Origin of the sequence: Chromobacterium rhizoryzae, from assembly GCF_020544465.1 — a bacterium.
Lineage (GTDB): Bacteria > Pseudomonadota > Gammaproteobacteria > Burkholderiales > Chromobacteriaceae > Chromobacterium.
This window is the reverse complement of the sequence record NZ_CP066126.1, coordinates 4,786,754-4,808,381: the sequence shown is the minus strand read 5'-3', so window position 1 is coordinate 4,808,381 and position 21,628 is coordinate 4,786,754. Positions and strand designations below refer to the sequence as shown.

25 protein-coding genes are annotated in these 21,628 nt (G+C 64.1%); 16 read left to right on the top strand and 9 right to left on the bottom strand.

Features of this window, described 5'->3' with window-relative positions:
- Positions 1-81: 81 nt before the first annotated feature.
- Positions 82-831, bottom strand: coding sequence for a sulfite exporter TauE/SafE family protein (locus JC616_RS21985; protein WP_048413068.1), 750 nt, complete (start codon positions 829-831; stop codon positions 82-84).
- Positions 832-1,139: 308 nt separating this feature from the next.
- On the opposite strand from JC616_RS21985, the gene JC616_RS21980 reads away from it, so the two are divergent.
- A complete protein-coding gene (locus JC616_RS21980) occupies positions 1,140-1,481 on the top strand; it encodes an FKBP-type peptidyl-prolyl cis-trans isomerase (protein ID WP_107800876.1) in 342 nt (113 codons plus the stop codon).
- 114 nt (positions 1,482-1,595) lie between these two features.
- On the opposite strand, the gene pyrC is transcribed toward JC616_RS21980, so the two are convergent.
- Positions 1,596-2,633, bottom strand: a complete 1,038-nt coding sequence (gene pyrC, locus JC616_RS21975) for a dihydroorotase (protein WP_227105456.1) — start codon at positions 2,631-2,633, stop codon at positions 1,596-1,598.
- Here pyrC and JC616_RS21970 point away from each other — a divergent pair.
- Entirely contained in the window at positions 2,632-2,808 is a 177-nt protein-coding gene (locus JC616_RS21970; RefSeq protein WP_227105454.1) for a hypothetical protein, read from the top strand. The genes pyrC and JC616_RS21970 overlap by 2 nt on opposite strands.
- 21 nt (positions 2,809-2,829) lie before the next feature.
- On the opposite strand, the gene JC616_RS21965 is transcribed toward JC616_RS21970, so the two are convergent.
- Complete coding sequence (locus tag JC616_RS21965; RefSeq protein ID WP_043589636.1) at positions 2,830-3,060, bottom strand: sulfurtransferase TusA family protein; 231 nt, start codon at positions 3,058-3,060, stop codon at positions 2,830-2,832.
- Between the two features lie 189 nt (positions 3,061-3,249).
- On the opposite strand from JC616_RS21965, the gene JC616_RS21960 reads away from it, so the two are divergent.
- Both JC616_RS21960 and JC616_RS21955 read left to right on the top strand, forming a co-directional pair.
- Positions 3,250-4,029: an NRDE family protein gene (locus JC616_RS21960; RefSeq protein WP_107800874.1), complete on the top strand. Its 780-nt coding sequence runs from the start codon at positions 3,250-3,252 to the stop codon at positions 4,027-4,029.
- Between the two features lie 14 nt (positions 4,030-4,043).
- Positions 4,044-4,541: a CNP1-like family protein gene (locus tag JC616_RS21955; RefSeq protein WP_227105452.1), complete on the top strand. Its 498-nt coding sequence runs from the start codon at positions 4,044-4,046 to the stop codon at positions 4,539-4,541.
- A gap of 5 nt (positions 4,542-4,546) precedes the next feature.
- Here the strand turns inward: JC616_RS21955 and JC616_RS21950 are convergent, their stop codons facing one another.
- From JC616_RS21950 to JC616_RS21935, 4 genes are all read right to left on the bottom strand, one after another.
- On the bottom strand, positions 4,547-4,963 hold the full coding sequence (locus JC616_RS21950; RefSeq protein ID WP_227105451.1) for a type II toxin-antitoxin system VapC family toxin: 417 nt from the start codon (positions 4,961-4,963) through the stop codon (positions 4,547-4,549).
- Positions 4,964-4,966: 3 nt separating this feature from the next.
- Complete coding sequence (locus JC616_RS21945; protein WP_019103136.1) at positions 4,967-5,179, bottom strand: FitA-like ribbon-helix-helix domain-containing protein; 213 nt, start codon at positions 5,177-5,179, stop codon at positions 4,967-4,969.
- A 153-nt stretch (positions 5,180-5,332) separates the two neighbouring features.
- Complete coding sequence (locus JC616_RS21940) at positions 5,333-8,419, bottom strand: efflux RND transporter permease subunit (protein ID WP_227105449.1); 3,087 nt, start codon at positions 8,417-8,419, stop codon at positions 5,333-5,335.
- Complete coding sequence (locus JC616_RS21935; protein ID WP_227105447.1) at positions 8,419-9,552, bottom strand: efflux RND transporter periplasmic adaptor subunit; 1,134 nt, start codon at positions 9,550-9,552, stop codon at positions 8,419-8,421. Before JC616_RS21935 ends, JC616_RS21940 begins: the two co-directional genes overlap by 1 nt.
- 720 nt (positions 9,553-10,272) lie before the next feature.
- Here JC616_RS21935 and JC616_RS21930 point away from each other — a divergent pair.
- From JC616_RS21930 to JC616_RS21885, 10 genes are all read left to right on the top strand, one after another.
- Positions 10,273-11,889, top strand: a complete 1,617-nt coding sequence (locus JC616_RS21930) for a peptide ABC transporter substrate-binding protein (RefSeq protein WP_107800870.1) — start codon at positions 10,273-10,275, stop codon at positions 11,887-11,889.
- 235 nt (positions 11,890-12,124) lie between these two features.
- Positions 12,125-13,045 (top strand): oligopeptide ABC transporter permease OppB, encoded by a 921-nt coding sequence (oppB, locus tag JC616_RS21925; protein ID WP_227105445.1) that lies wholly within the window; start codon positions 12,125-12,127, stop codon positions 13,043-13,045.
- A 25-nt stretch (positions 13,046-13,070) separates the two neighbouring features.
- The gene (locus JC616_RS21920; protein WP_039755096.1) at positions 13,071-13,985 is read left to right on the top strand and encodes an ABC transporter permease subunit; all 915 of its coding nucleotides are present in this window, start codon (positions 13,071-13,073) and stop codon (positions 13,983-13,985) included.
- 18 nt (positions 13,986-14,003) lie between these two features.
- The gene (locus JC616_RS21915; RefSeq protein ID WP_107800868.1) at positions 14,004-15,005 is read left to right on the top strand and encodes an ABC transporter ATP-binding protein; all 1,002 of its coding nucleotides are present in this window, start codon (positions 14,004-14,006) and stop codon (positions 15,003-15,005) included.
- On the top strand, positions 14,998-15,990 hold the full coding sequence (gene oppF / locus JC616_RS21910) for a murein tripeptide/oligopeptide ABC transporter ATP binding protein OppF (protein ID WP_107800867.1): 993 nt from the start codon (positions 14,998-15,000) through the stop codon (positions 15,988-15,990). The genes JC616_RS21915 and oppF overlap by 8 nt, the downstream gene beginning before the upstream one ends.
- 103 nt (positions 15,991-16,093) lie before the next feature.
- The gene (locus tag JC616_RS21905) at positions 16,094-16,939 is read left to right on the top strand and encodes a CDP-diacylglycerol diphosphatase (protein WP_227105443.1); all 846 of its coding nucleotides are present in this window, start codon (positions 16,094-16,096) and stop codon (positions 16,937-16,939) included.
- A 176-nt stretch (positions 16,940-17,115) separates the two neighbouring features.
- Positions 17,116-17,859, top strand: a complete 744-nt coding sequence (locus JC616_RS21900) for a M48 family metallopeptidase (protein ID WP_107800865.1) — start codon at positions 17,116-17,118, stop codon at positions 17,857-17,859.
- A gap of 17 nt (positions 17,860-17,876) precedes the next feature.
- The gene (locus JC616_RS21895; protein ID WP_227105441.1) at positions 17,877-18,161 is read left to right on the top strand and encodes a hypothetical protein; all 285 of its coding nucleotides are present in this window, start codon (positions 17,877-17,879) and stop codon (positions 18,159-18,161) included.
- A complete protein-coding gene (locus tag JC616_RS21890) occupies positions 18,118-18,444 on the top strand; it encodes a type II toxin-antitoxin system prevent-host-death family antitoxin (protein ID WP_199225935.1) in 327 nt (108 codons plus the stop codon). The genes JC616_RS21895 and JC616_RS21890 overlap by 44 nt, the downstream gene beginning before the upstream one ends.
- The gene (locus JC616_RS21885; RefSeq protein WP_227105440.1) at positions 18,441-19,094 is read left to right on the top strand and encodes a hypothetical protein; all 654 of its coding nucleotides are present in this window, start codon (positions 18,441-18,443) and stop codon (positions 19,092-19,094) included. The genes JC616_RS21890 and JC616_RS21885 overlap by 4 nt, the downstream gene beginning before the upstream one ends.
- Positions 19,095-19,119: 25 nt before the next feature.
- Here the strand turns inward: JC616_RS21885 and tcdA are convergent, their stop codons facing one another.
- Positions 19,120-19,920: a tRNA cyclic N6-threonylcarbamoyladenosine(37) synthase TcdA gene (gene tcdA / locus JC616_RS21880; protein ID WP_227105439.1), complete on the bottom strand. Its 801-nt coding sequence runs from the start codon at positions 19,918-19,920 to the stop codon at positions 19,120-19,122.
- A 230-nt stretch (positions 19,921-20,150) separates the two neighbouring features.
- On the opposite strand from tcdA, the gene JC616_RS21875 reads away from it, so the two are divergent.
- Positions 20,151-20,375 carry a hypothetical protein gene (locus JC616_RS21875; protein WP_107800862.1) on the top strand — a complete coding sequence of 75 codons (225 nt, stop codon included), beginning with the start codon at positions 20,151-20,153 and terminating at the stop codon, positions 20,373-20,375.
- A 133-nt stretch (positions 20,376-20,508) separates the two neighbouring features.
- On the opposite strand, the gene JC616_RS21870 is transcribed toward JC616_RS21875, so the two are convergent.
- Positions 20,509-20,853: a darcynin family protein gene (locus tag JC616_RS21870; protein WP_107800861.1), complete on the bottom strand. Its 345-nt coding sequence runs from the start codon at positions 20,851-20,853 to the stop codon at positions 20,509-20,511.
- Positions 20,854-21,003: 150 nt separating this feature from the next.
- Between JC616_RS21870 and JC616_RS21865 the strand changes: the two genes are divergently transcribed.
- Positions 21,004-21,618, top strand: coding sequence for a TetR/AcrR family transcriptional regulator (locus JC616_RS21865; RefSeq protein ID WP_227105438.1), 615 nt, complete (start codon positions 21,004-21,006; stop codon positions 21,616-21,618).
- Positions 21,619-21,628: the final 10 nt, after the last annotated feature.

Here is a 21,628-nt window from a genome sequence, read left to right as displayed (position 1 = left end):
GAGAGAATCGACGCCATGGGCGCGGCCGCGCGTGGTTGCGGCCGGCGGATGGCTACGGCGGGTATTGAGTAGTGGGGCCGCTCAGTGGCTGAAGTAACGGCCCAGCAGGACGATGCCGGAAAACAGGACGACGGTATTGATCACCCGGATGAATTGTTCGCGGGTCAGCCGCAGGGTGATGTGTCGGCCGGCGAACACCCCGCACAACATGGCCGGCGCCAGGATCAGCGCCAGCAGCAGCAGGGAGGCGTCCATATAAACGCCGGCCAGCGCGAACAGCACCACCCGGGTCAGGGTGCTCAGGCCGATCAGCGTGGTCTGGGTGATGCGCAGATGTTCTTTCTGCTCGATGCGGCCGGACAGATAAATGGCGTAGATGAAGCCGCCGCTGCCGAACAGCGCGCTGAACACGCCGCCCACCAGGCCGAAGGGCACCGCCGCGCGGGGCTGGAATTGCCGCTTGGGGCTGAGGCCGCTGAGCGAATACAGCGAGTAGGCCACCACGAACACGCCCAAGGCCAGCAGCAGCGCGTCAGGCCGGGTTTTCAGCAGGATGGCGGCGCCGATCAGGCTGCCGGCCACCATCAGCGGGATCAGCCGCTTCAGTTCGCCCAGGTCCGCCTTGCTGCCGTCGCGCAGGATGTTGCTGAAGGCGGCGAACATATCCATCAGCGCCAGCAGCGGCACGATCTTGGCCACCGGGATGAAAATGGCCAGCACCGGGCTGGCGACCAGGGCGGTGCCGAAACCGGCCACGCCGAAAATCACGTACGCAATGGTGACCGCCGCAAAGATGGCGCTCAGGTCCTGCCATGGCAAATCCAGCAACATAGGGGTTCTCCTGGCCTGCCGGCCACGCTTGGAATACTTTCCCGGGCGTTGGCCTGACGGCTCCTGCTATTTCTCCGACGGCTATTTTGTATGGGATCAGCCGTTCTCAAGTGTTTGCATCCTACTGATTTGTCATGATGTATGTCAAATGGGAAAGTTTGTCCTTGTAGTATTTGAATTGCATTTAATGATTAATATATTTGTAGAAAAAGTTTTACGCGCGACTACCGCGCCGGCCGGCGAGCCGGGCTCGCCGCGGCGGGACGAGTCCGCTATCATCCGCGGCAGATTGAAGGCGAGGAAGCCATATGAGCGATGAACTGCACATCACCGATCTGGTGGAGGGCACGGGCAAGGAGGTGGTCAAGGGCGCCTTGATCACCACGCAGTACACCGGCTGGCTGGAGGACGGTACCGAGTTCGATTCGTCCTACGCGAAGGGGCGGCCGTTCCAGTGCGTGATCGGCACCGGCCGCGTGATCAAGGGCTGGGATCAGGGCTTGATGGGCATGAAGGCGGGCGGCAAGCGCCGGCTGTACGTGCCGGCGCATCTGGCCTACGGCGAGCGCCAGATCGGCGCCCGCATCCAGCCCAATTCCAATCTCTTGTTCGAGATCGAGCTGCTGGAAGTGCTGACCCGCGACGATTGAGGCGGCGCGGCGGACAACAGACCGGCGCTGGGACCGGGTGTTGTTCGCCATTGCTCTTTAAGAGTCTGTTTTCAACGCCGTATCGCCGACGCGCAGCAGATCGTAAACAGCTTCTTAGTCCAGCAGCTTCCAGGCAATGCTCTCGCCGGCGCGCAGCGGCACCAGCGCGTCGCCGTCGTAGGGCAGCGTGTCCGGCACGGTCCACGCCTGCTTGGCCAGGGTCACGCGCTCCTCGTTGACCGGCAGGCGGTAGAAGGCCGGGCCGTTGAGGCTGGCGAAGGCTTCCAGCTGGTCCAGCGCGCCGGCGGCCTCGAAGGCCTCGGCGTACAGCTCGATGGCGGCGTTGGCGGTGTACATGCCGGCGCAGCCGCAGCTGCTCTCCTTGGCGTGGCGCGCGTGCGGCGCGCTGTCGGTGCCAAGGAAGAATTTGGCGGAGCCGCTGGTGGCGGCCTTGAGCAGCGCCTGGCGGTGCAGCTCGCGCTTGAGCACCGGCAGGCAGTAATGATGCGGGCGGATGCCGCCGACGAACAGCGCGTTGCGGTTCATCAGCAGGTGGTGGGCGGTGATGGTGGCGGCGACGTTGTCCGGCGCGGCGGCCACGTATTCGGCGGCGTCGCGGGTGGTGATGTGCTCGAACACCACGCGCAGCGCGGGCAGCTTGGCCAGCAGCGGTTGGAACACTTGCTCGATGAACACCGCTTCGCGGTCGAACACGTCGATGGCCGGATCGGTGACTTCGCCGTGCACCAGCAGCGGCAGCCCGGCCTCGGCCATGGCCTCCAGCGCCGGCATCGCCTTGTTGACGTCGGACACGCCGAAATCGGAATTGGTGGTGGCGCCGGCCGGGTAGAGCTTGACCGCGTGGACGAAACCGCTGGCCTTGGCCTTGCGGATTTCCGCCGGCGAGGTGTTGTCGGTCAGGTAGAGCGTCATCAGCGGCTCGAAGCGGCTGCCGGCCGGGCGCGCGGCCAGGATGCGCTCTCGGTAGGCGGCGGCGGCGTCCACGGTGGTCACCGGCGGCTTGAGATTGGGCATGATGATGGCGCGGCCCATCTGGCGACAGGTGTCGGGCAATACGGCGGCCAGCGCCGCGCCGTCGCGCACGTGCAGATGCCAGTCATCGGGGCGGATCAGGGTCAGGGTTTGCGTCATGGTCTTGCCTGCGGGTAGCGGTGAAAAAGGCGGCGGCCAAAAAGAACCTGTTTACATGCTGCTGCGCGGCGGCGATACGGCGTTGAAAGTCTCTTCAGAATGCTCATGTACGCTATGTGCATTCCGCTTCTTCAGCCGCTTTCGCCTGGTCTCGTCTTTGCTGGCGAGCGGGTAAACAGGCTCCGAGCCATCGAAATTATTTCCGTTTCAGCACCATGCGGAATTTGCCTTCCGCCGTGGTGTCCGAGGTCAACAGCGCATTGCCGGTCTGACGGCAGAAGGCTTCGAAGTCCTTGGGCGCGCCGGGATCGGTGGCGATCACCTCCAGCACCGCGCCGCTGTCCATTTCCGCCAGCGCCTTCTTGGCGCGCAGGATGGGCAGCGGGCAGTTGAGGCCGGAGAGGTCTATGGTCTTGTCGAAATTCATGGTCCGGCTTCCTCAGCCTTATCAGTTACAATGGAGGGAAGCCCGGCCGCTTGGAACCCGTTCAAGGCCGCATCGCCGACGCGAGGCGGACATCGAGCGGAATACAGGCCTGGTCGGAACTGTCCGCGGCTGCTCCCTAAACCCTAAGTTTACGCGAGTCGCCAAGCCATCCTCAAATCGGTCTTCATCATGTGCGTGATCGCTTTTGCCTACAAGACCCCCGGACTGGGCCAGCTGGTGTTGCTGGCCAACCGGGACGAATACTATGCGCGTCCGACTGAGCCGCTGGATTGGTGGCCGCAATATCAGAATACGCTGGGCGGCCGCGACGCCGAGTCCGGCGGCGGCTGGCTGATGGTGGACGGCCGCGGCCGCATCGCCGCGGTGACCAATATCCGCGACGGCCATCCGGTCAAGGCGGAGCGCTCGCGCGGCGAACTGGTGGAGCGCTTCGTCGCCGGCGACGAGGACCCGTTCGCCTTCGCGGACTGGCTGCGCGCCGAGCAAGGCCGCTATGCGCCGTTTAACCTGTTGTTCGGCTATACCTCGGACCTGTTTCATTTCCACAGCCGCGGCGGCCAGATCGCCCGGGTGACGCCGGGCATTCACACCTTGTCCAACGCCACGCTGGACACGCCGTGGTTCAAGAGCGAGCGGCTGGCGGAGTATTTGCGCGAGTTTCAGCGCGTGCCCACCGAGGATCAGGCTTTCATCGCCCTGTCCGACGGCACGCCGGCGCCGCCGGGACAGTTGCCGAACACCCGCATCGGTTCCGCGCTGGAGCGGGTGCTGTCGCCCATCTTCATCAAGGGCCGCGACTATGGCACCCGCGCGTCCATGCTGCTGACGGTGTCGGCGCGCGGCGATATGCAGTTTTCGGAATTGAGTTGGGGCCTGGCCGGCAGGGAAACCGGCCGCCGCCGTTTCACCTTGCGTCCGGGCCAGCCAAGCGCGGCCCCGGCGCGTTGACGAGGAGTAGTGATTTGAAGACCTTTGCCGCCATCATCGTGCTGGCCCTCTGCGCCGCGCAGCCGGCGCTGGCCGACAACAAGATCAAGAAGAATATAGATTTTGCGCCGGAGGTGCCGTGGCAGGAGGGCGATTACCAGTTGCCGCCGTATCCGGCGCAGCCGGACTGGATCGCGGTCAGCACCGACAATCTGCAGGTCAATCAGTATTTCGTCGACGCCAAGACCCTGAGCGCGGGCGAGGACGGCGTGGTGCGGATGATCGTGCGGGTGAAAAGCCCGGCCGGCGGCGAGAATCTGAGTTTCGAGGGTCTGTTGTGCAATGAGGGCAGCTACCGCGCTTACGCTTTTGGCAACAGCATCGATAAAAACTGGATCCGTTCCAACAAGGCGGTGTGGCGCAAGATAGAGCGCGACGACAAGCTGCGCCGTTCGCTGCGCGATCTGGCCTGCCCGGACAAGCGCGCGCCGCGCGACGCCGAGGAGGCGATCAAGCGCTTGCGCCAGGGCTGAGCTTTTTAGATCGGAGCGAACGGGTTCAATAGTTTGACGCCGGTGCCGGCAAAATCGCCGCTATTGCGGGTCACGATCGTCAGGTCGTGGATCAGCGCGATGGCGGCGATTTGCTTGTCGACGGCGTTCTGGGGATGAGGGGACATCAACTTGCCCCATACCTGGGCGCAATCGGCATCGAAGTTCAGAATGCGTTGGGAAAATTCCTGGGTGATGGTGTCCAGCCATTGTTCCAGCAGGCCGGCCTGCTTGAGGTCGCCGCGGTGCTTGAGATTCTCGATGCCGCGGCGAATTTCCCCCACGCTGATGGCGGACAGATAGAGGCTGTCCGTGTCCGCCGATCGCCAGAAGGCGAGCACGCCTGCATTGGCTTTGCCGCCTTTGCGAGCTTCGCTGACGATATTGGTGTCCACCAGATACACGGCCTATTCCCGGCTGCGTTCGAAGTCGGCGTCTTCGCCCACGTCGGGCATATTGGCCAGGACTTCGGCAAAGCTGCGGCGTTTGGGTTGAGCGAGCAAGGCGCTGCGCAGAATGCGGCGATGCTCGGCTTCGGCGCTGACGCCGTGGGCCGCCGCGCGACGTTTGAGCTCCGCGGCGACTTCATCGTCGATATTGCGCACGATCAGATTGGCCATGGTCTGCCTCCCCGTACTTGATAGCAATGATTGCATTATGCCCGGCTAGAGGGGGATTGCAAGGAGGGCGCGGCTTATTCGCCTTGTCTCGCTTTTGCTCGTGAGACTTTTAGAGCAAGGCCCGCGCCGGACTCCGGCGCGGGCCTTGTCGCGTCAGGCGCGCAGCGCGCGCCGTTTTTCCCGCCAGGCCGCGTGGCGTTGCGCCAGCGCGTCGAAGTACAGATAGAGCACCGGGGTGATGTAGAGCGTGACCACCTGGGAGAACACTAGGCCGCCCACCACCGCCAGGCCCAGCGGCTGGCGCAGCTCGGCGCCGGCGCCCAGACCCAGCGCGATGGGCAGCGCGCCCATCAGCGCCGCCAGCGTGGTCATCATGATGGGCCGGAAACGCAGCAGGCAGGCGGCGTGGATGGCCTGTTCCGGCGACATGCCCTGTTTGCGCTGCGCCTCCAGCGCGAAATCGATCATCATGATGGCGTTCTTTTTGACGATGCCGATCAGCATCAGGATGCCGATGCTGGCGATCACGGTCAGTTCCTGGCCGAACAGCATCAGCGTGCCCAGCGCGCCGATGGCGGCGGAGGGCAGGCCGGACAGAATTGTCAGCGGGTGGATATAGCTTTCGTACAGCACCCCCAGCAGCACGTAGATCACCGCCACCGCGATGCCCAGCAACAGGATCTGGCTGCCCTGGGTTTCCTCGAAGGCGGCGGCGTCGCCGCTATAGCTGGTGGCGATGGAGGGCGGCAGCGAGATGCGGTCCTTGAGCTGGCGCAGGTGTTGATCGGCCTGGCTCAGCGGGATGCCGGGCGCCAGGTTGAAGGACAGCGTCACCGCCTGCAACTGGCCCTGGTGGTTGACCGAGATCGGGCCGACGGTGCGCTCCACCGAGGCGATGCTGGACAGCGGCACCAGCTGGCCGTCGGCGGCGCGCACGCGTAGCCGCGAGAAGTCGAACTCGTTGACCTTGAACGGGTCGTCCGCCTGCAGGATGACCTGATAGTTGTCGCTGGCGGTGTAGATGGTGGAAATCTGCCGTTCGCCGAAGGCGCTGTACAGCGCGCTGCGTATGCTCTGGATGTCCACGCCCAGCAGATTGGCCTTGTCGCGGTCTATGTTCAGCTTGGCTTGCAGCCCCTTGAGCTGGGAATCGCTGGTGACGTCGCGGAAGATGGGATCGGCCTGCATCTGCTGCAAGAGCTTGTCGGACCAGGTGTTCAGGCTTTCCGCCTGAATGCCTTGCAAGGTGTACTGGTAGCGGCTCTTGCTCTGGCGTCCGCCCAGGCGCAGGTTCTGCGTCGGGTTCAGATAGACGCTGAGCCCCGGCACCGCGCGCAGGTCGCGGCGCAGGCTTTCCATGGTCGGGTCCAGCTTGGCGCGCTCGCCGCGCGGTTTGAGCTGGATGAACATGCGGCCGGTGTTGCCGCCGGACAGCGAGGAGGTGGCGAAGGCGACGTTGGGATTGGCCTGGGTGATGGCCGCGGCGCGTTGCTGCAGCTTGAGCATGGCCTCGTAGGAGATGTCCTGCGCCGCCTCGGTGCTGGCCATGATCTGGCCGGTGTCCTCGGTGGGGAAGAAGCCCTTGGGAATGCCGTTGAACATCAGCGCGGTCAGGACGAAGGTGGACAGCGCGCCGGCCAGGGTCAGGCGGCGATGATTGAGCGCCAGGTCCAGCGTGCGGCGATAGCCGGCCAGCACCGCGTCGAAGCCGTTTTCCAGCGCGGCGGCCAGCCGGCCGCGCCGGGCCTGGTGTCCGATCGAGTCGGCGCTGAGAAAGCGCGAGGACAGCAGCGGGATCAGGGTCAGCGACACCGCCGCCGACACCAGCACCGCCAGCGACACCACCACGGCGAACTCATGGAACAGCAGGCCGATCACGCCCTGCATGAAGAAGATGGGAATGAAGATGGCCACCAGCGACAAGGAGATCGACACGATGGTGAAGGCGATCTCGCGCGAGCCCCTCAGCGCCGCCTCCATTGGCGACAGTCCTTCCTCGATGTAGCGGACGATGTTTTCCAGCATCACGATGGCGTCGTCCACCACCAGGCCCACCGCCAGCGTGATGCCCAGCAGCGAGATATTGTCCAGGCTGTAGCCCAGCCAGTACATCAGGCCTATGGTGCCGATCAGCGAGATCGGCAGCGACAGCGCCGGGATCACCGTGGCCGCCATGCGCTGCAGGAACATGAAGATCACCATGATCACCAGCGCGATGGTGAGCAGCAGGGTCAGCTTGACGTCGTGGATGGCTTCGCGGATGGACTGCGAGCGGTCGTTCAGCAGGTTCAGCCGCACCGAGCCGGGCAACTGCGCCTGCAATTGCGGCAGTTCCTTGCGGATGGCGTCCACCACCGCCACGGTGTTGGCGTCGCTCTGCCGCATCACCGCCAGCACGATGGAGCGCTCGCTGTTGACCCAGCTGCCGCTTTTGAGGTTTTCCACGCTGTCTTCCACCGCGGCCACGTCGGACAGCCTCACCGGCAGGCCGTTGCGGCTGGCGATCACCAAGTTGGCGAACTGGGCGGCGTTTTGCAGCTGGCGGTTGGCTTCCACCGTCATCAGCTGCGATTTGCCCTCCAGCGTGCCCACCGGGGTGTTGACGTTGGCGGCGCGGATGCTGGCGGCCACGTCGTCCAGTGTCAGATTGCGCGAGGCCAGCTTGCCCGGGTCGGCCTTGATCCGCACCGCGTAGCGCTTCTGGCCGAAGATATTGACCTGGGCCACGCCCTTGAGGGTGGAGATATTGGGCGATATCCAGTTTTCGGCGTAGTCGTTGAGGTCGGACAGTGACATCGCCGGCGAATTGAGCGCTAGCAGCAGCACCGGCGAATCCGCCGGGTTGACCTTGCGGTAGGACGGCGTCGAGGTCATTTCCGTCGGCAGAGAACGCTGCGCGCGCAGCAGCGCCGCCTGCACGTCCACCGCCGCCAGATCGATATTGCGGTCGTTGTCGAACTCCAGCGTGATCGAGGTGCTGCCCAGGGTGCTGGACGAACTGATCACCGCGATGCCGGGAATGGTGGAAAACTGCTTTTCCAGCGGCGCGGCCACCGAGGAGGCCATGCTGTCCGGGCTGGCGCCGGGCAGGCTGGCGGAAACGTTGATGGTGGGGGTGTCGAAGCTGGGCAGCGCGGCGATGGGCAGTTTCTGATAGGCGATCAGACCGGCCACCACCAGGGACAGGCACAGCAGCACCGTCATCACCGGACGGCGGATGCAGAGCTCGGAGATTTGCATCACTGGCCTCCGCCGGCCGGGCCGGCCGCGGCCGCGCGCACCTTGTCGCCTGGGCGCAGGTTGAGGCCGCCGTTGGACACCACGGCCTCGCCTACGCTCAGCCCTTTGACGACGGCTTTTTCCTTATGGATGGCCAGCAGTTCCACCGGCACGCGCTTGACGCTGCCGTCGGCCTGCACCGCGTAGCTGAATTTGCCTTCCGGCCCGGTCAGCAGCGCCGCCACCGGAATGGTGGTGGCCTGCCGGTAGCGGCCAGCGTTAAGCGAGACGGTGACGAATTGGCCCGGCCACAGCTTGCCGTCCGGATTGGAAAACTCGGCTTTCAGCGTCAACGTGCCGTTGGCGCTGTCCACCGCGCTGTCGATGAAAACCAGTTTGCCGTCCACGCTGTCGCCGCTGTCCGGCAGCGTGGCGCGCACAAGCAGCTTGCCGGCGGCCTCGGCGGCGCGCACCGCGCCCAGTTCGCGCTCGGGCAGGGTGAAGGTGGCGTTGATCGGATGAATGCGGGTGATGGTCAGCATCGCCGCGGCCATGCCCGGCTGCACCAGGGTGCCCGGATAGACGCCGATCACGCCGATGCGTCCGCCGATGGAGGCGCGCAGCGTTTTGTAGTCCAGCGCCACGCGGGCCGCCTCCACCTGGGCGCGGTCCGCGGCCACGGTGGCGCTGAGCGCGTCGGCCTTGGACTGGTTGGCGTCCACCACGCTTTGCGAGACGAAGTTTTTCGCCAGCAGGTCGCGGCTGCGCGCCAGGTCGCGTTCGGCGTTTTTCAGCTGGGCCTGGTCGCTGAGCGTCTGCGCCTGAGCCTTTTTCAGCTGCGCGGTTTCCGCCGCCGCGTCCAGCGTGAACAGCAATTGGCCCGGGCTTACGCTCTGGCCTTCCTTGACGTGGACCTTGGCCACCACGCCGGACACCTGCGGCTTGACCTCCACCTTTTCAATGGCGGTGACATTGCCGGTGGCGCTCAGTTCCATCGGCAGATCCTCCGCCGCCACTTTGGCGATGCCAACGGCAATCGGCGGGCGCGCCGCGGTTTTGGACGCGGCGGCGCTCGTCCTGGAGCCATACCAGCCGGCCAGGCCGGCCGCAGCCAGAGCAAGCGCGGCAGCGCTTGCAACGACTCGTTTCTTCATCTTTTCTTCTCGCTCTTGGGGCGGGCGCCTAGCCCGCCGTGTGGATGCCAGGCGTCGTCCCATCGATACCTGCTGGCGCATGCCGGCGTCGCCGCTTGCCGCGGACATCCGTCCGGCGGCGGGCCGCGTTTCCAGGGCGTCCCTCCGCCGCTGGTCGCGCGGCCCGGAAAACCGGGCCGGATTCTGTCCGCATATTGGAATGATAGGGCCGAATAAGGCTTGCGGATCAGGAAGATGCGTTGGCGGCGCGGCCTGGGCTCATGAGCGTGGGGCCGGGGGGCGGGGCTGGCGCGCGGCATGCGTCGGATCGAGCTTACTCAAGCCCTTCCGTTTTCGCCAAGCGCAAAAGCGTTAATGATTTTGGGAAAAGCCGGCAAATTAAAAATAAGCTTTTTGTAATATTTGAACGGGGTAATTGTATAGGCTTATTTTCAATGTCATGAGCAATGCGTATGAGAGGCATTAATTTTTAGAATGAGAAACGAAATAATGGTGGAAAAACAATGTGAAATCAGCAAGCTGTGACAGCTAATGCGGGCAAGGATAGTCAATTTGCGACAAAAACGTTAAATCGCCCGCCGTCGCGCCGTGCTTAGCACTTGAAGTATTCAAAATCCTCAGCGCATAATGGCCGCCAACCACTCTGGATACAATCGAGTGAAGATTCTGATCGCCCCGCGATAGTCGACGGGAGCGGCAATACTTAGGAGAGTAGGCGAGATGGCTGATAAAAAATCGCTACAGACAATCACGGCCGCCGTGGCGCTGGCCCTGACTTCCGGCGCGGCCCTGGCCGCCATTGTGCCGCCGGGCACCAAGCTGGCCGCCAAGCAGGAACTGGTGCGCTCCAACGGCTCCGAACCGGAATCGCTGGATCCCATGGTGGTGGAGGGCGTGCCCGCCAACATCATCACCCACGACTTGTTCGAAGGCCTGACCGCCACCGACAACGAAGGCAGGCTGCAGCCCGGCGTGGCCGAGTCCTGGAAACAGACCGCGCCCACCACCTGGGTGTTCAAGCTGCGCAAGAACGCCAAATGGTCCGACGGCAGCGGCGTCACCGCCGACGACTTCGTCTACGGCATCCGCCGCCTGGTGGACCCCAAGCTGGCCGCTCCCTACGCCGGCACCTTCGGCATCTTCTTCCTGAACGGCGAGGCCATCGTGGCCGGCAAGAAGCCGGTGACCGCCATCGGCGTCAAGGCGCTGGACAAATACACCGTGCAAGTGGACACCGCCTTCCCGGTGTCCTACCTGCCGGAACTGATGTCCAACGCCCAGCTGGGCCCGGCGCCCAAGGCGGTGATCGACAAGTTCGGCAAGGACTGGGTCAAGCCGGGCAAGATGGTCAGCAACGGCCCCTTCGTGCTGAAAGACTGGCAAGTCAACAGCAAGGTGGTGATCGAGAAGAACGCGCAGTACTGGAACGCCAAGAGCGTGCAGCTGACCCGCGTCAGCTTCCTGCCCATCGAAGACCAGAACGCCGACCAGAAGCTGTACCAGTCCGGTCAGACCGACATGACTTACGAGATCCCGCCGGGCAGCTTCGACAAGCTCAAGAGCGCCATGCCCAAGGATCTGAAAACCTCCACCATCCTGGGTCTGCGCTATTACAGCCTGAACAACAAGGATCCGCTGCTGAAGGACGTGCGCGTGCGCAAGGCGCTGTCCATGGTGGTGGACCGCGACCTGATGGCTAAGAAAATCACCGGCGACGGCCAGCTGCCGTCCTATAGCGTGATGGTCAAAGGCGTGCACGGCGGCCTGCCGACCAGCTACGACTGGGCGCAATGGCCGATGGCCAAGCGCGTGGACGAGGCCAAGAAGCTGCTGGCCCAGGCCGGCGTCAAGCCGGGCACCACGCTCAAGCTGTCCTACAACACCAGCGACTACCACAAGAAGATGGCCATCTTTGTGGCCTCCGAGTGGAAGAGCAAGCTGGGCTTCAACACCTCCATGGAAAACATGGAGTTCAAGGTCTTCCTGAAGAAACGCCACGACGGCGACTACCAGGTGGCGCGCAACGGCTGGCTGGCCGACTATAACGACGCCACCACCTTCCTGGCGCTGGTCCAGTGCGGCAATACCCAGAACGACAACTTCAACTGCAACAAGAAAGCGGAAGAGTTGATCAAGCAGGGCAATGAAAGCACCGATCAAGCCAAGCGCACCCAATTGCTGACTCAGGCCACCAAGCTGGCGATGGACGACTACCCGATGATCCCGGTGCTGCAGTACACGCTGCCGCGCCTGGTGAAACCGTATGTGGGCGGCTACTCGCTGAAGAACCCGGTGGATCGCTACCGCAGCAAGGAACTCTACATCATCCAGCATTGATCGCCGGCCTCGCGCCGACGCCTGAACGCCTCCCGTCCCGCAGGGGACCGGAGGCGCGTGGGCGGACGCGCGTTCGGCCCTGATCTGGAAACGGGGGCAACCCCGGTGTGTTGAGCGGGCGGCCGTCGCTGACGGCGCCGCCCGCCCGTGACTGTCGGTGTCAATCGCCGTTGGTCCGTCCGCAGCCCGCGCATTGCGCCGGCGCGGCGGGCGCGGCGAGTCGGAGTAATTTGCAATGTGGTCCTACACCTTACGACGCGTGCTGTTGACGATCCCCACCGTGTTGGCCGTCATCACCGTCTGTTATCTGCTGCTGCACATGACCCCTGGCGGCCCCTTTGACGGGGAGCGCAAAGTTTCCGAGGCGGTATTGGCCAATCTGCAGGCCAAATACCATCTCGACCTGCCCCTGTGGCAGCAATACCTGTATTACCTGAAGAGCCTGCTGCAAGGCGATCTGGGCGCCTCCTTCCGTTATTCGGACTGGAGCGTCAACGATCTGGTGGCCAAGGCGCTGCCGGTGTCGGCGGCGATAGGCGGCAGCGCCATCCTGATTTCGCTGGTGATAGGCGTGGCGCTGGGCATCGTCGCCGCGTTGCGTCAGAACAGCGCGGTGGATTACCTGGTGATGCTGATCAGCAATATGGGCAGCGCTTTCCCGTCCTTCATCATCGGCCCGGTGCTGGTGCTGATCTTCGCCGTCACCCTGCAATGGCTGCCGTCCGGCGGCTGGAACGATTTCGATCCGCGCTTCATGATCCTGCCGGTGGCGCTGCTGACCTTCATCAACGTGGCCACCATCGGCCGGGTGATGCGCGGCAGCCTGATCGAGGTGCTGGGCAGCAACTTCATCCGCACCGCGCGCGCCAAGGGCCTGCCGATGCGCACCATCATCGTCCGCCACGCCTTGAAGCCGGCCTTGATGCCGGTGGTGACGCTGCTGGGGCCGCTGACCATCTCCTCCATCACCTCCGCCGTGGTCACCGAGTCCATCTTCTCCCTGCCCGGCCTGGGCAAGCTCATCGTCAACGGCGCGGCCAACCGCGACTACACGCTGGTGCTGGGCCTGGTGGTGCTGGTGACGGTGATTGCCGTGCTGCTCAATCTGCTGGTCGATCTGGCTTACGCCTTCCTCGATCCCAAGATTCGCTATTGACGCGCGTGACCGCGAAGGATTTCCCATGTTGAGAAGCAAACAGAAGCAAGCGGCGATCGCGCTGGAGACCCGTCTGGACGACGCCGCCGTAGAGGGACGCAGCCCGTGGCGCGACGCCCGCATCCGCTTTTTCCGCAACCGCGCGGCCGTGGTCAGCCTGATCATCCTGTCGTTGATCGTGCTGGCCTGTATTTTCGGGCCGATGTTCCTGCCCCATACCTATGACGACACCGACTGGGACGCCATCAGTCTGGCGCCCACCTGGCAGGGTATGCACTGGTTCGGCACCGACGACCTGGGCCGCGACCTGCTGGTGCGCACCCTGATCGGCGGCCGCATCTCGCTGATGGTGGGCGCGCTGGCCACCGTCGCCGCGGTGATCATCGGCGTGCTCTGGGGGGCCAGCGCCGGCTTCCTCGGCGGCAAGATAGACAATCTGATGATGCGCATCGTGGACATGATGTACGCGGTGCCCTATCTGCTGATCGCCATCCTGATGGTGACCCTGCTGGGCCGCGAGTTCTATCTGGTGGTGCTGACCATCACCATCCTGGGCTGGATGGACATGGCGCGCGTGGTGCGCGGCCAGACGCTGTCGATCAAGTCCAAGGAGTACGTGGAGGCCGCGCGCGCCATCGGCGTGTCCACCTCCACCATCATCGCCCGCCACATCGTGCCCAATCTGCTGGGCATCGTGGTGATCTACACTACGGTAACGGTGCCGGGCGTGATTCTGACCGAATCCGTGTTGTCCTTCCTGGGCCTGGGCGTGCAAGAGCCGATGACCAGCTGGGGGGTGTTGATCGGCGACGGCACCAAGACCATGGAAACCCAGCCATGGCAGCTGTTGTTCCCCGCCGGCATGTTGTCGCTGACCTTGTACTGCGCCAACTATATCGGCGACGGCCTGCGCGACGCGCTGGACCCGAAAGATCGATGAGCCCGAGGTAGAACCACTATGAGCATTTTGAAAGTCAGTAATCTCGGGGTCCAGTTCCAGACCAACGACGGCATGGTCAACGCCGTCAACGGCGTCAGCTTCGAACTGGACAAGGGGCAGACCCTGGGCATCGTCGGCGAGTCCGGCTCCGGCAAGAGCCAGACCGTGCTGTCCATCATGGGCCTGCTGGCCCGCAACGGCTCCACCAGCGGCGAAGTGCTGTTCCACGGCAAAGACCTGCTGAAGATGGGCGCGCCGGAACTGAACGCCATCCGCGGCGACCGCGTGTCCATGATCTTCCAGGATCCGATGACCTCGCTGAACCCCTACCTGACGGTGGAGCGGCAGATGACCGAGGTGCTGGAGCTGCACAAGGGCATGAGCCGGCGCGCGGCCAAGAAGCGCGCGATCGAGCTGTTGGAAGCGGTGCGCATTCCGGAAGCGGCGCGCCGCGTGGACATGTATCCGCATGAATTCTCCGGCGGCATGCGCCAGCGCGTGATGATCGCGATGGCGCTGCTGTGCGAACCGGAGGTCTTGATCGCCGACGAACCCACCACCGCGCTGGACGTGACGGTGCAGGCGCAGATCCTGACCCTGTTGAAAGACCTGCAGCGGGACTTCGGCACCTCCATCATCATGATCACCCACGACTTGGGCGTGGTGGCCGGCCTGTGCGAAAAAGTGATGGTGATGTACGGCGGCCGGGTGATGGAATACGGCGACGCCGACAGCATCTTCTACCACCCCAGCCATCCTTACACCATCGGCCTGCTGGGAGCGCTGCCGCGGCTGGACCACGACGGCAGCGAGCTGGTCAGCATTCCCGGCAATCCGCCCAATATGGCGCACATGCCCAAGGGCTGCCCGTTCTCCGAACGTTGCCAGCACAGCACCGAGCGCTGCGCCGACGAACTGCCGCTGCTGCAGGCCAGCAGCCACAATCCGCAGGTGATCCGCGCCTGTCACAAGCCGGCCGTCGAGCTGGCGCAAGCAGCCCAGGAGGTGGCCCATGTCTGAACAAGCCAAACAGGCCATTCTTTCGGTGCGCGACGTCAAAGTGCACTTCCAGGTCAAGGGCAACGACAGTTGGCCGTGGAGCCCCAAGAAAACCTTGAAAGCGGTGGACGGCGTCAGCTTTGACCTCTACGCCGGGGAAACCCTGGGCGTGGTGGGCGAATCCGGCTGCGGCAAGTCCACGCTCAGCCGGGCCATCCTGAATCTGATTCCCGCCACCGACGGCGAAATCGTCTGGATGGGCAAGGATTTGCGCAAGGGCAGCGACAAGGACTGGCTGGCGGTGCGCAAGGACATCCAGATGATCTTCCAGGATCCTCTGGCCTCGCTCAATCCGCGGATGACGGTGGCCCACATCATCGGCGAGCCGCTGCGCGTGCACAAGCCGGAGCTGGGTCCGGAGGAAGTGATGCGCCGGGTCAAGGCGATGATGGCCAAGGTGGGTCTGCGCGAGCAGATGATCAACCGCTATCCGCACGAGTTCTCCGGCGGCCAGTGCCAGCGCATCGGCATTGCCCGCGCGCTGATCCTGGAGCCCAAGCTCATCATCTGCGACGAGCCGGTGTCGGCGCTGGACGTGTCCATCCAGGCGCAGATCATCAACCTGCTCAAGGAGTTGCAGCGTGAGATGGGGCTGGCGCTGATCTTCATCGCCCACGATCTGGCCGTGGTCAAGCACATCTCCGACCGCATCCTGGTGATGTATCTGGGCCGCGAAATGGAGCTGGCGGAAAAGTCCGCCTTGTACGACGCGCCTTCGCACCCGTACACCCGCGCCTTGCTGTCGGCGATTCCCATCCCGGACCCGAAGCTGGAAAAGAACAAGGTGATCCAGATCCTGCAAGGCGACCTGCCCAGCCCGATCAATCCGCCGTCCGGCTGCGTGTTCCGCACCCGTTGCCCGCAGGCGGAGACGCGCTGCGCTCAGCAGGCCACGCCGCTGCGCCGCGTCAGCGAGCAGAGTCAGTCTTCCTGCCTGCTGGCCTGAGCCGGACCCTGTCCCGCGCCAAACCGCCCCTAGGGGCGGTTTTTTCATGTCCGGGCCCGGCCTTCGCTATAGTGGCGGAGTGGTATCAAGTAAAAATCCAAACATGAAAACCACGCTCAAAATCGCCACCGGCCTGTTGGCCGCGCTGGCCTTGGGGTACTCGGCGCTGTTGTGGGCCGATTCCGACGCTTTGTGGAATATCGTCAGCCGGCAATGCCTGCCCAATCAGCAGGCGAGCGGCCAGCCGGCGCCCTGCGCCGCGGTGGAGCCGGGCAGCGGCGAGGCCGGCGGCTACGCGGTGCTGAAAGACCGCAACGGCTGGCTGCAATACCTGCTGATTCCCACCGTCCGCGTCAGCGGCATCGAAAGCCCGGAGCTGCTGAGCGAGCGCGCGCCGGATTACTGGGGGGCGGCCTGGCGCGCGCGCGGCTTTCTGGAGCAGCGCTACGGCCGGCCGATTCCGCGCGAACTGCTGTCGTTGACCATCAATTCCCAGTACGGACGCACCCAGAATCAGTTGCACATCCACATCTCCTGCACCGACGCCACCGTGCGCCAGCAGCTGGAGGACCTGAAGGACAGCCTGAGCGAGGAGTGGCGCGAGCTGCCGGTGGAGCTGCAGGGCCACGCCTATTGGGCGCGCGCGGTGGCGGCCAAGGCCGATGGCGGCCCGGAGGTGGACCCGTTCAAGGCGCTGGCGGCCGGACAGCCGGAGGCCGGCCTGGACATGGGCCGCTACGGCCTGGCGCTGGTGGCGACGCGGCTGGCCGACGGCCGCGACGGTTTCATTCTGCTGAGCAGCCGCGCGAGTCTGATCGGCGCCAACCGCGCCTCGGTCGAGGAATTGCAAGATCATGCGTGTCCGGCGCTGCGGGGCGTGTCCGCCAATGGTTCGGATGCGTTGCGTCGCCGCGACAACCATTCGCAGCCCGCTTCGCCGCCGGTCTAGAGCGGTTCCGGAAAAACCTTTGCGTTGGCAAGGGCTTGCCGGCGATAAGGTCTGAGGGGGCGTGAATCGGCAATGGGTGGGAGTTATGCCAATCGCTTTTCAAGAGAAGGCAAAGCGGATAGCATCCGTCTGCTTTATTTGTAAATTGAATTTGTAAATTAAATGAGACTGACACAATGAAAAAATTCGCTCTGACCGTTCTGGCTGCTGCTTGCCTTTCCGCCCCGGTGCACGCTTTCGATCTGGGCTCCATGATCAGCGCCGGCTCCGACCTGGTGAAGTCCGCCACCCTCAGCGACGCCGACGTCAAAGCCATGGCCGCCGAATCCAGCGTTGTGATGGACAAGAAAAACAAGGTGGCTCCGGCCTCCAACGCCTATTCCAAGCGCCTGGCCAAGATGGTTAAGGGCCTGGACAGCGAAGACGGCACCAAGCTGAACTTCAAGGTTTATCTGACCAAGGAAGTCAACGCCTTCGCGATGGCCGACGGCACCGTACGCGTGTACAGCGGCCTGATGGACAAGATGAACGACGACGAAGTGCGCTTCGTCATCGGTCATGAAATCGGCCATGTGAAACTGGGCCACACCAAGAAAGCCATGCAACTGGCCTACGCCACTTCCGCGGCGCGCAAGGGCGCGGCCGGCAGCGGCAACAGCGTCGCCAGCAGCTTGTCCGAATCCGAGCTCGGCGGCTTCGCCGAAGCCGTGGTGAACGCGCAGTTCTCCCAGTCTCAGGAAAGCGACGCCGACGGCTACTCGGTGGGCTTCCTCAAGCGTCACAACTACAACGTTCAAGGCGGTCCGGCCGCGCTGCGCAAGCTGGCCGATCTGTACGGCAACGACAGCAGCCTGCTGTCCAGCCACCCGGCGCCGGGCGACCGCGCGGTGAAACTGGAAAAACAGATCCAGAGCATGTAAGCGGCATCCGCCCGCACATGAAAAAGCACCGCCTAGGCGGTGCTTTTTTCATGGCCGCGTCAGCCGCTGTTCAAAACGCGCCGCGCGTCGTGAGCCGTCGCACGGTGAGTGCGACTTGTTGCGTGTGCATCCTGCGCTTTCTCAGCCGCATATGGCCGGTAAAAATGGCTAAAAAAGACATTTTTTTAGATTGGGGCTATTATTGCCTTATCGTCATTATTTTCCCGGTGGGCTGCGATGATTACGGAATTGCCCAGCTTGGACGCCTTGCCGCGTCAAAACGCCTCTCAGGTCAAAAATAAATGGGGGGAGGTCGTGCGCCTGGTTCATCAACAGGGCAGCGTGGCTGTCACCAACCATTCGACCGTGGAGATGGTGTTGCTGGACGCCGCCACCTACCGGCGGCTGGAGGATGCCATTCAGGCGCTGAAGCAGCGCGAGCAAGCGGCGTTGGACGCGCTGAATCAGCGCTTCGATGCTCGGCTGGCCCAATTGCAACAAGCGGGCACGGCACAAAACGTCGATAGTCTGTTCAAGGCCCAGGGCAAGTTAGGCTCGCGGCCCAAGGCCGGCGACGCGTTTTGATCGCCGCCGCCGCGCGTCCCTTCATCCTAGCGCTTGCCGGCGTGAACGGCGCAGGCAAGAGCTCGGTGGGCGGCAGCCTGCTGGCCGAGCACGGCTTGTCCTGGTACAACCCGGACAGTTATGCGCGCGAACTGGTCAGACAACTGGGTTTGGACCTGGACAAGGCCAATGGGCAGGCGTGGGAATACGGCCGCTCCCGGCTGGAGGCCGCCATCCGCGAGGGCCGCAACTTTGCGTTCGAAACCACGCTGGGAGGCCGGACGATGGCGGACATGCTCGCCGCAGCGGCGGGCAGTCACAATGTCATGATGTTGTTTTGCGGCCTGGACTCGCTGGAACGACACATTGCGCGGGTAGGCTTGCGTGCCGCCCATGGGGGCCACGACATCCCGGAGCACAAGATTCACGAGCGCTGGGTCAGCTCGCGTCTTAATCTGATCCGCTTATTGCCGAGACTGGCCCGGCTGCAAGTATTCGACAATAGCGCTGAAGCGGCGCCGGGGCAGGAGATTCCTGACCCGGTGTTGGTGTTGGAAACCGTCAATGGCCGGATGGTGTCGCCAGGGGTGGACGATCTTGCCGCCTTGGCCGCCACTCCCGTCTGGGCCAGGCCCATCGTGCAAGCGGCCATCGAATTGCCGTTGTCTTGAGCTCTCTGCCCGGGTTTACGCCGCGTTAGCCGCGCTTGATCTTGGGCGGCTTGGCCAGCTGCTTCAGCGCTTGCGCCACCGCCACCAGGCCGAAGCTGGCGGTCACCGTCATCGCCGCGCCGAAGCCGGCGCAGGACAGGCCCTGCGGGCCGCGCGGCTCCGCGGCGTCGCAAGCCTGCTGCTCCGTGTCCGGATAGATCAGTTGTTCGGTGGAGAACACGCAGGGAACGTGCAGCTTCTTGCCGGCTTCGCGGCTGAACTGGTGATGACGGCGCAGGTTGTAGCGCAGCTTGGACAGCAGCGGGTCGTAAGTGACCTCGCCCAGGTCCGCGACCCGGATCAGCGTGGGATCGGTCTGGCCGCCGGCGCCGCCGGACACGATGAAGGGCTGGCGGCGGCGCGCGCACCAGGCCGCCATCGCGGTCTTGATGCGCAGGCTGTCTATGCAGTCGATGATGAAGTCGTAGTCCCGGCCCAGCAGCTGTTCCAGATTGTCTTCGGTGACGAAGTCTTCGATCTCGATCACCTCGCAGGCCGGATTGATCGCGCGCACGCGTTCGGCCAGCGCGCTGACCTTAGCCATGCCGTAATTGGGGTCCAGCGCCGGCAACTGGCGGTTGGTGTTGGACTCGGCCACATTGTCCAGGTCTATCAGGGTCAGCTTGCCGACGGCGCTGCGCGCCAGCGCTTCCACCGCCCAGGAGCCGACGCCGCCGACGCCGACCACGCAAACGTGGGCGGCCTGAAAGCGGGCCAGCGCCTCCGGCCCGTAGAGACGGGCGATGCCGCCGAAGCGGCGTTCCAGATCTGCGTTGTGGGTGTCCATGGCTGCAATCGTCAACAATCAAATCGGCGAAGGATACTGCAAGCCCCGCTTGCTGACCAGTGCGGCGGCCGTGGGCGCGAGGCTTGCCCGCGGTCAAAAAAACTACAGTTAAGTGGCTGATTGCTGGGAACCTTTCGCCGGCGGAGCTATCCTTCTCTTCAGGTCTGTCATGAAGGGCTTCCTGCTCTTCCTCTGGCTGGCCGGCCTTTGTCACAGCAAGGGAGATTCCCATGAAGCAGCAAAGATTCGATATTGATCTGGACAAGCATTACAACGCCACCGTCGTGGTCGCCTGCGAGGAATGCGGCCATGAAATCCGCCATCATCTCAAGTCCCTGCATCCCGACAGCGTGTTGCGCTGCCATTGCGGCGCCCATATGGCCATGAGCCCGCTGACCGTTCAACAGGCCGAGCGCCGCGTAAGCGAGATCAAGCAATCTTATCGAATCCATTAAGCCACTGCTGACAATCTGAGAGTATCCCCGCCGGCCGTTTCGGGCCGGACTCGCCGGGCATAACCCGGCCTCCCGCAGCAGCGACACGGCGACCGCAAGGTCGCCGTTTGTATTGGCCGGCAGGCTAAGCGGCCTATGATCCGCCTGTGGACAACTGCGCGTCGTAGTCGCGGAAACCGTCCTCCACCGCCGGCAGGATGTCGACGAATTCGAAATAGGGCTCGGTGAGGAGCGGGCTGTCGCGCAGCGCGTCGATCAGATAATAGAAATCCTTGATCGATTCGGTTTCGAACAGCGCGATATCGCTGCAACGGGCGGTGAAGGCCTCGGCGTCGAACCAGCGCATGCGCACCGCCGGATAGCGCGCGTAGATCGGCTTCAGGGTTTCCGCTTCGAACCGGCGGCGTTCCGGCCGGCTCAGGCGCAGCCAGTTGGGGTGGACGCGCAGCAGCGCGAAGAAGGCGTAGCTTTGGCTCATGGTTCCGCTTTCATTGAGGATGGGCGACGCTTTCAATGTATCCGCCCTTGTCAGCGGGTAAAACTCGTGTTTTGCTAAGCGTTTGCCGCCGTCTTTTTGCTGTCGGCCCCATGACCGCGGCGCAAGCCTTCCTCCCTTACGGACCGCCGCATGCCCATGATTCCGCAAGCCCGCAAACAGCCCAGCCAAGCCCGCTCCCGCCACGTGGTGGCCGCCATTCTGGAGGCGGCGGCTCGCATTCTGGAGCGCGACGGCTACGCCGGACTGAGCACCAACAAGGTGGCGGAGCTGGCCGGCGTCGGCATCGGCTCCTTGTACCAGTACTTCCCCAACAAGCAGGCGCTGGTGGCTGCCTTGCACCGCCGCCACGGCGAGGAAACCCTGGCCACGGTGCGGGAGGCCTTGCGGCTGAGCGCCGGCCAGCCGTGGCCTGCGCAGCTGGAGAGCCTGGTGTCCGCCTGCCTACGTCTGCATCTGGCCGCGCCCGGGCTGCATCGGGTATTGGAACGGGAGTGGCCGCAGTTCGACCCGCCGCCGGCGGACAATCCCTTGGACGCGGCGCTGCTGGACTGCGTGGCCGAGTGGCTGGCCGCCCGCGGCCTGCCCGCCGAGCGCGCGCCGCGCCTGCTGCGGATGGCGGACAGCCTGATTCACGGCTTGGCGTTGGAAGACGCGCCGGACGAGGCGGAACTGACGCGCTGCGTCGCGGCGGCTTTGGCCGCCTATCTGACCTTGCCGCGGCAAGACCCCGAGATTTCCCCTTAAGAGAAGGAGT

What these genes read in the sequence shown, in the direction of transcription:
- JC616_RS21985 (WP_048413068.1), bottom strand. Translation starts at nt 831, where the DNA reads ATGTTGCTGGATTTGCCATGGCAGGACCTGAGCGCCATCTTTGCGGCG.
- JC616_RS21980 (WP_107800876.1), top strand. Translation starts at nt 1,140, where the DNA reads ATGAGCGATGAACTGCACATCACCGATCTGGTGGAGGGCACGGGCAAG.
- JC616_RS21970 (WP_227105454.1), top strand. Translation starts at nt 2,632, where the DNA reads ATGGTCTTGCCTGCGGGTAGCGGTGAAAAAGGCGGCGGCCAAAAAGAA.
- pyrC (WP_227105456.1), bottom strand. Translation starts at nt 2,633, where the DNA reads ATGACGCAAACCCTGACCCTGATCCGCCCCGATGACTGGCATCTGCAC.
- JC616_RS21965 (WP_043589636.1), bottom strand. Translation starts at nt 3,060, where the DNA reads ATGAATTTCGACAAGACCATAGACCTCTCCGGCCTCAACTGCCCGCTG.
- JC616_RS21960 (WP_107800874.1), top strand. Translation starts at nt 3,250, where the DNA reads ATGTGCGTGATCGCTTTTGCCTACAAGACCCCCGGACTGGGCCAGCTG.
- JC616_RS21945 (WP_019103136.1), bottom strand. Translation starts at nt 5,179, where the DNA reads ATGGCCAATCTGATCGTGCGCAATATCGACGATGAAGTCGCCGCGGAG.
- JC616_RS21940 (WP_227105449.1), bottom strand. Translation starts at nt 8,419, where the DNA reads ATGCAAATCTCCGAGCTCTGCATCCGCCGTCCGGTGATGACGGTGCTG.
- JC616_RS21935 (WP_227105447.1), bottom strand. Translation starts at nt 9,552, where the DNA reads ATGAAGAAACGAGTCGTTGCAAGCGCTGCCGCGCTTGCTCTGGCTGCG.
- JC616_RS21930 (WP_107800870.1), top strand. Translation starts at nt 10,273, where the DNA reads ATGGCTGATAAAAAATCGCTACAGACAATCACGGCCGCCGTGGCGCTG.
- oppB (WP_227105445.1), top strand. Translation starts at nt 12,125, where the DNA reads ATGTGGTCCTACACCTTACGACGCGTGCTGTTGACGATCCCCACCGTG.
- JC616_RS21920 (WP_039755096.1), top strand. Translation starts at nt 13,071, where the DNA reads ATGTTGAGAAGCAAACAGAAGCAAGCGGCGATCGCGCTGGAGACCCGT.
- JC616_RS21915 (WP_107800868.1), top strand. Translation starts at nt 14,004, where the DNA reads ATGAGCATTTTGAAAGTCAGTAATCTCGGGGTCCAGTTCCAGACCAAC.
- oppF (WP_107800867.1), top strand. Translation starts at nt 14,998, where the DNA reads ATGTCTGAACAAGCCAAACAGGCCATTCTTTCGGTGCGCGACGTCAAA.
- JC616_RS21905 (WP_227105443.1), top strand. Translation starts at nt 16,094, where the DNA reads ATGAAAACCACGCTCAAAATCGCCACCGGCCTGTTGGCCGCGCTGGCC.
- JC616_RS21900 (WP_107800865.1), top strand. Translation starts at nt 17,116, where the DNA reads ATGAAAAAATTCGCTCTGACCGTTCTGGCTGCTGCTTGCCTTTCCGCC.
- JC616_RS21895 (WP_227105441.1), top strand. Translation starts at nt 17,877, where the DNA reads ATGAAAAAGCACCGCCTAGGCGGTGCTTTTTTCATGGCCGCGTCAGCC.
- tcdA (WP_227105439.1), bottom strand. Translation starts at nt 19,920, where the DNA reads ATGGACACCCACAACGCAGATCTGGAACGCCGCTTCGGCGGCATCGCC.
- JC616_RS21875 (WP_107800862.1), top strand. Translation starts at nt 20,151, where the DNA reads ATGAAGCAGCAAAGATTCGATATTGATCTGGACAAGCATTACAACGCC.
- JC616_RS21870 (WP_107800861.1), bottom strand. Translation starts at nt 20,853, where the DNA reads ATGAGCCAAAGCTACGCCTTCTTCGCGCTGCTGCGCGTCCACCCCAAC.
- JC616_RS21865 (WP_227105438.1), top strand. Translation starts at nt 21,004, where the DNA reads ATGCCCATGATTCCGCAAGCCCGCAAACAGCCCAGCCAAGCCCGCTCC.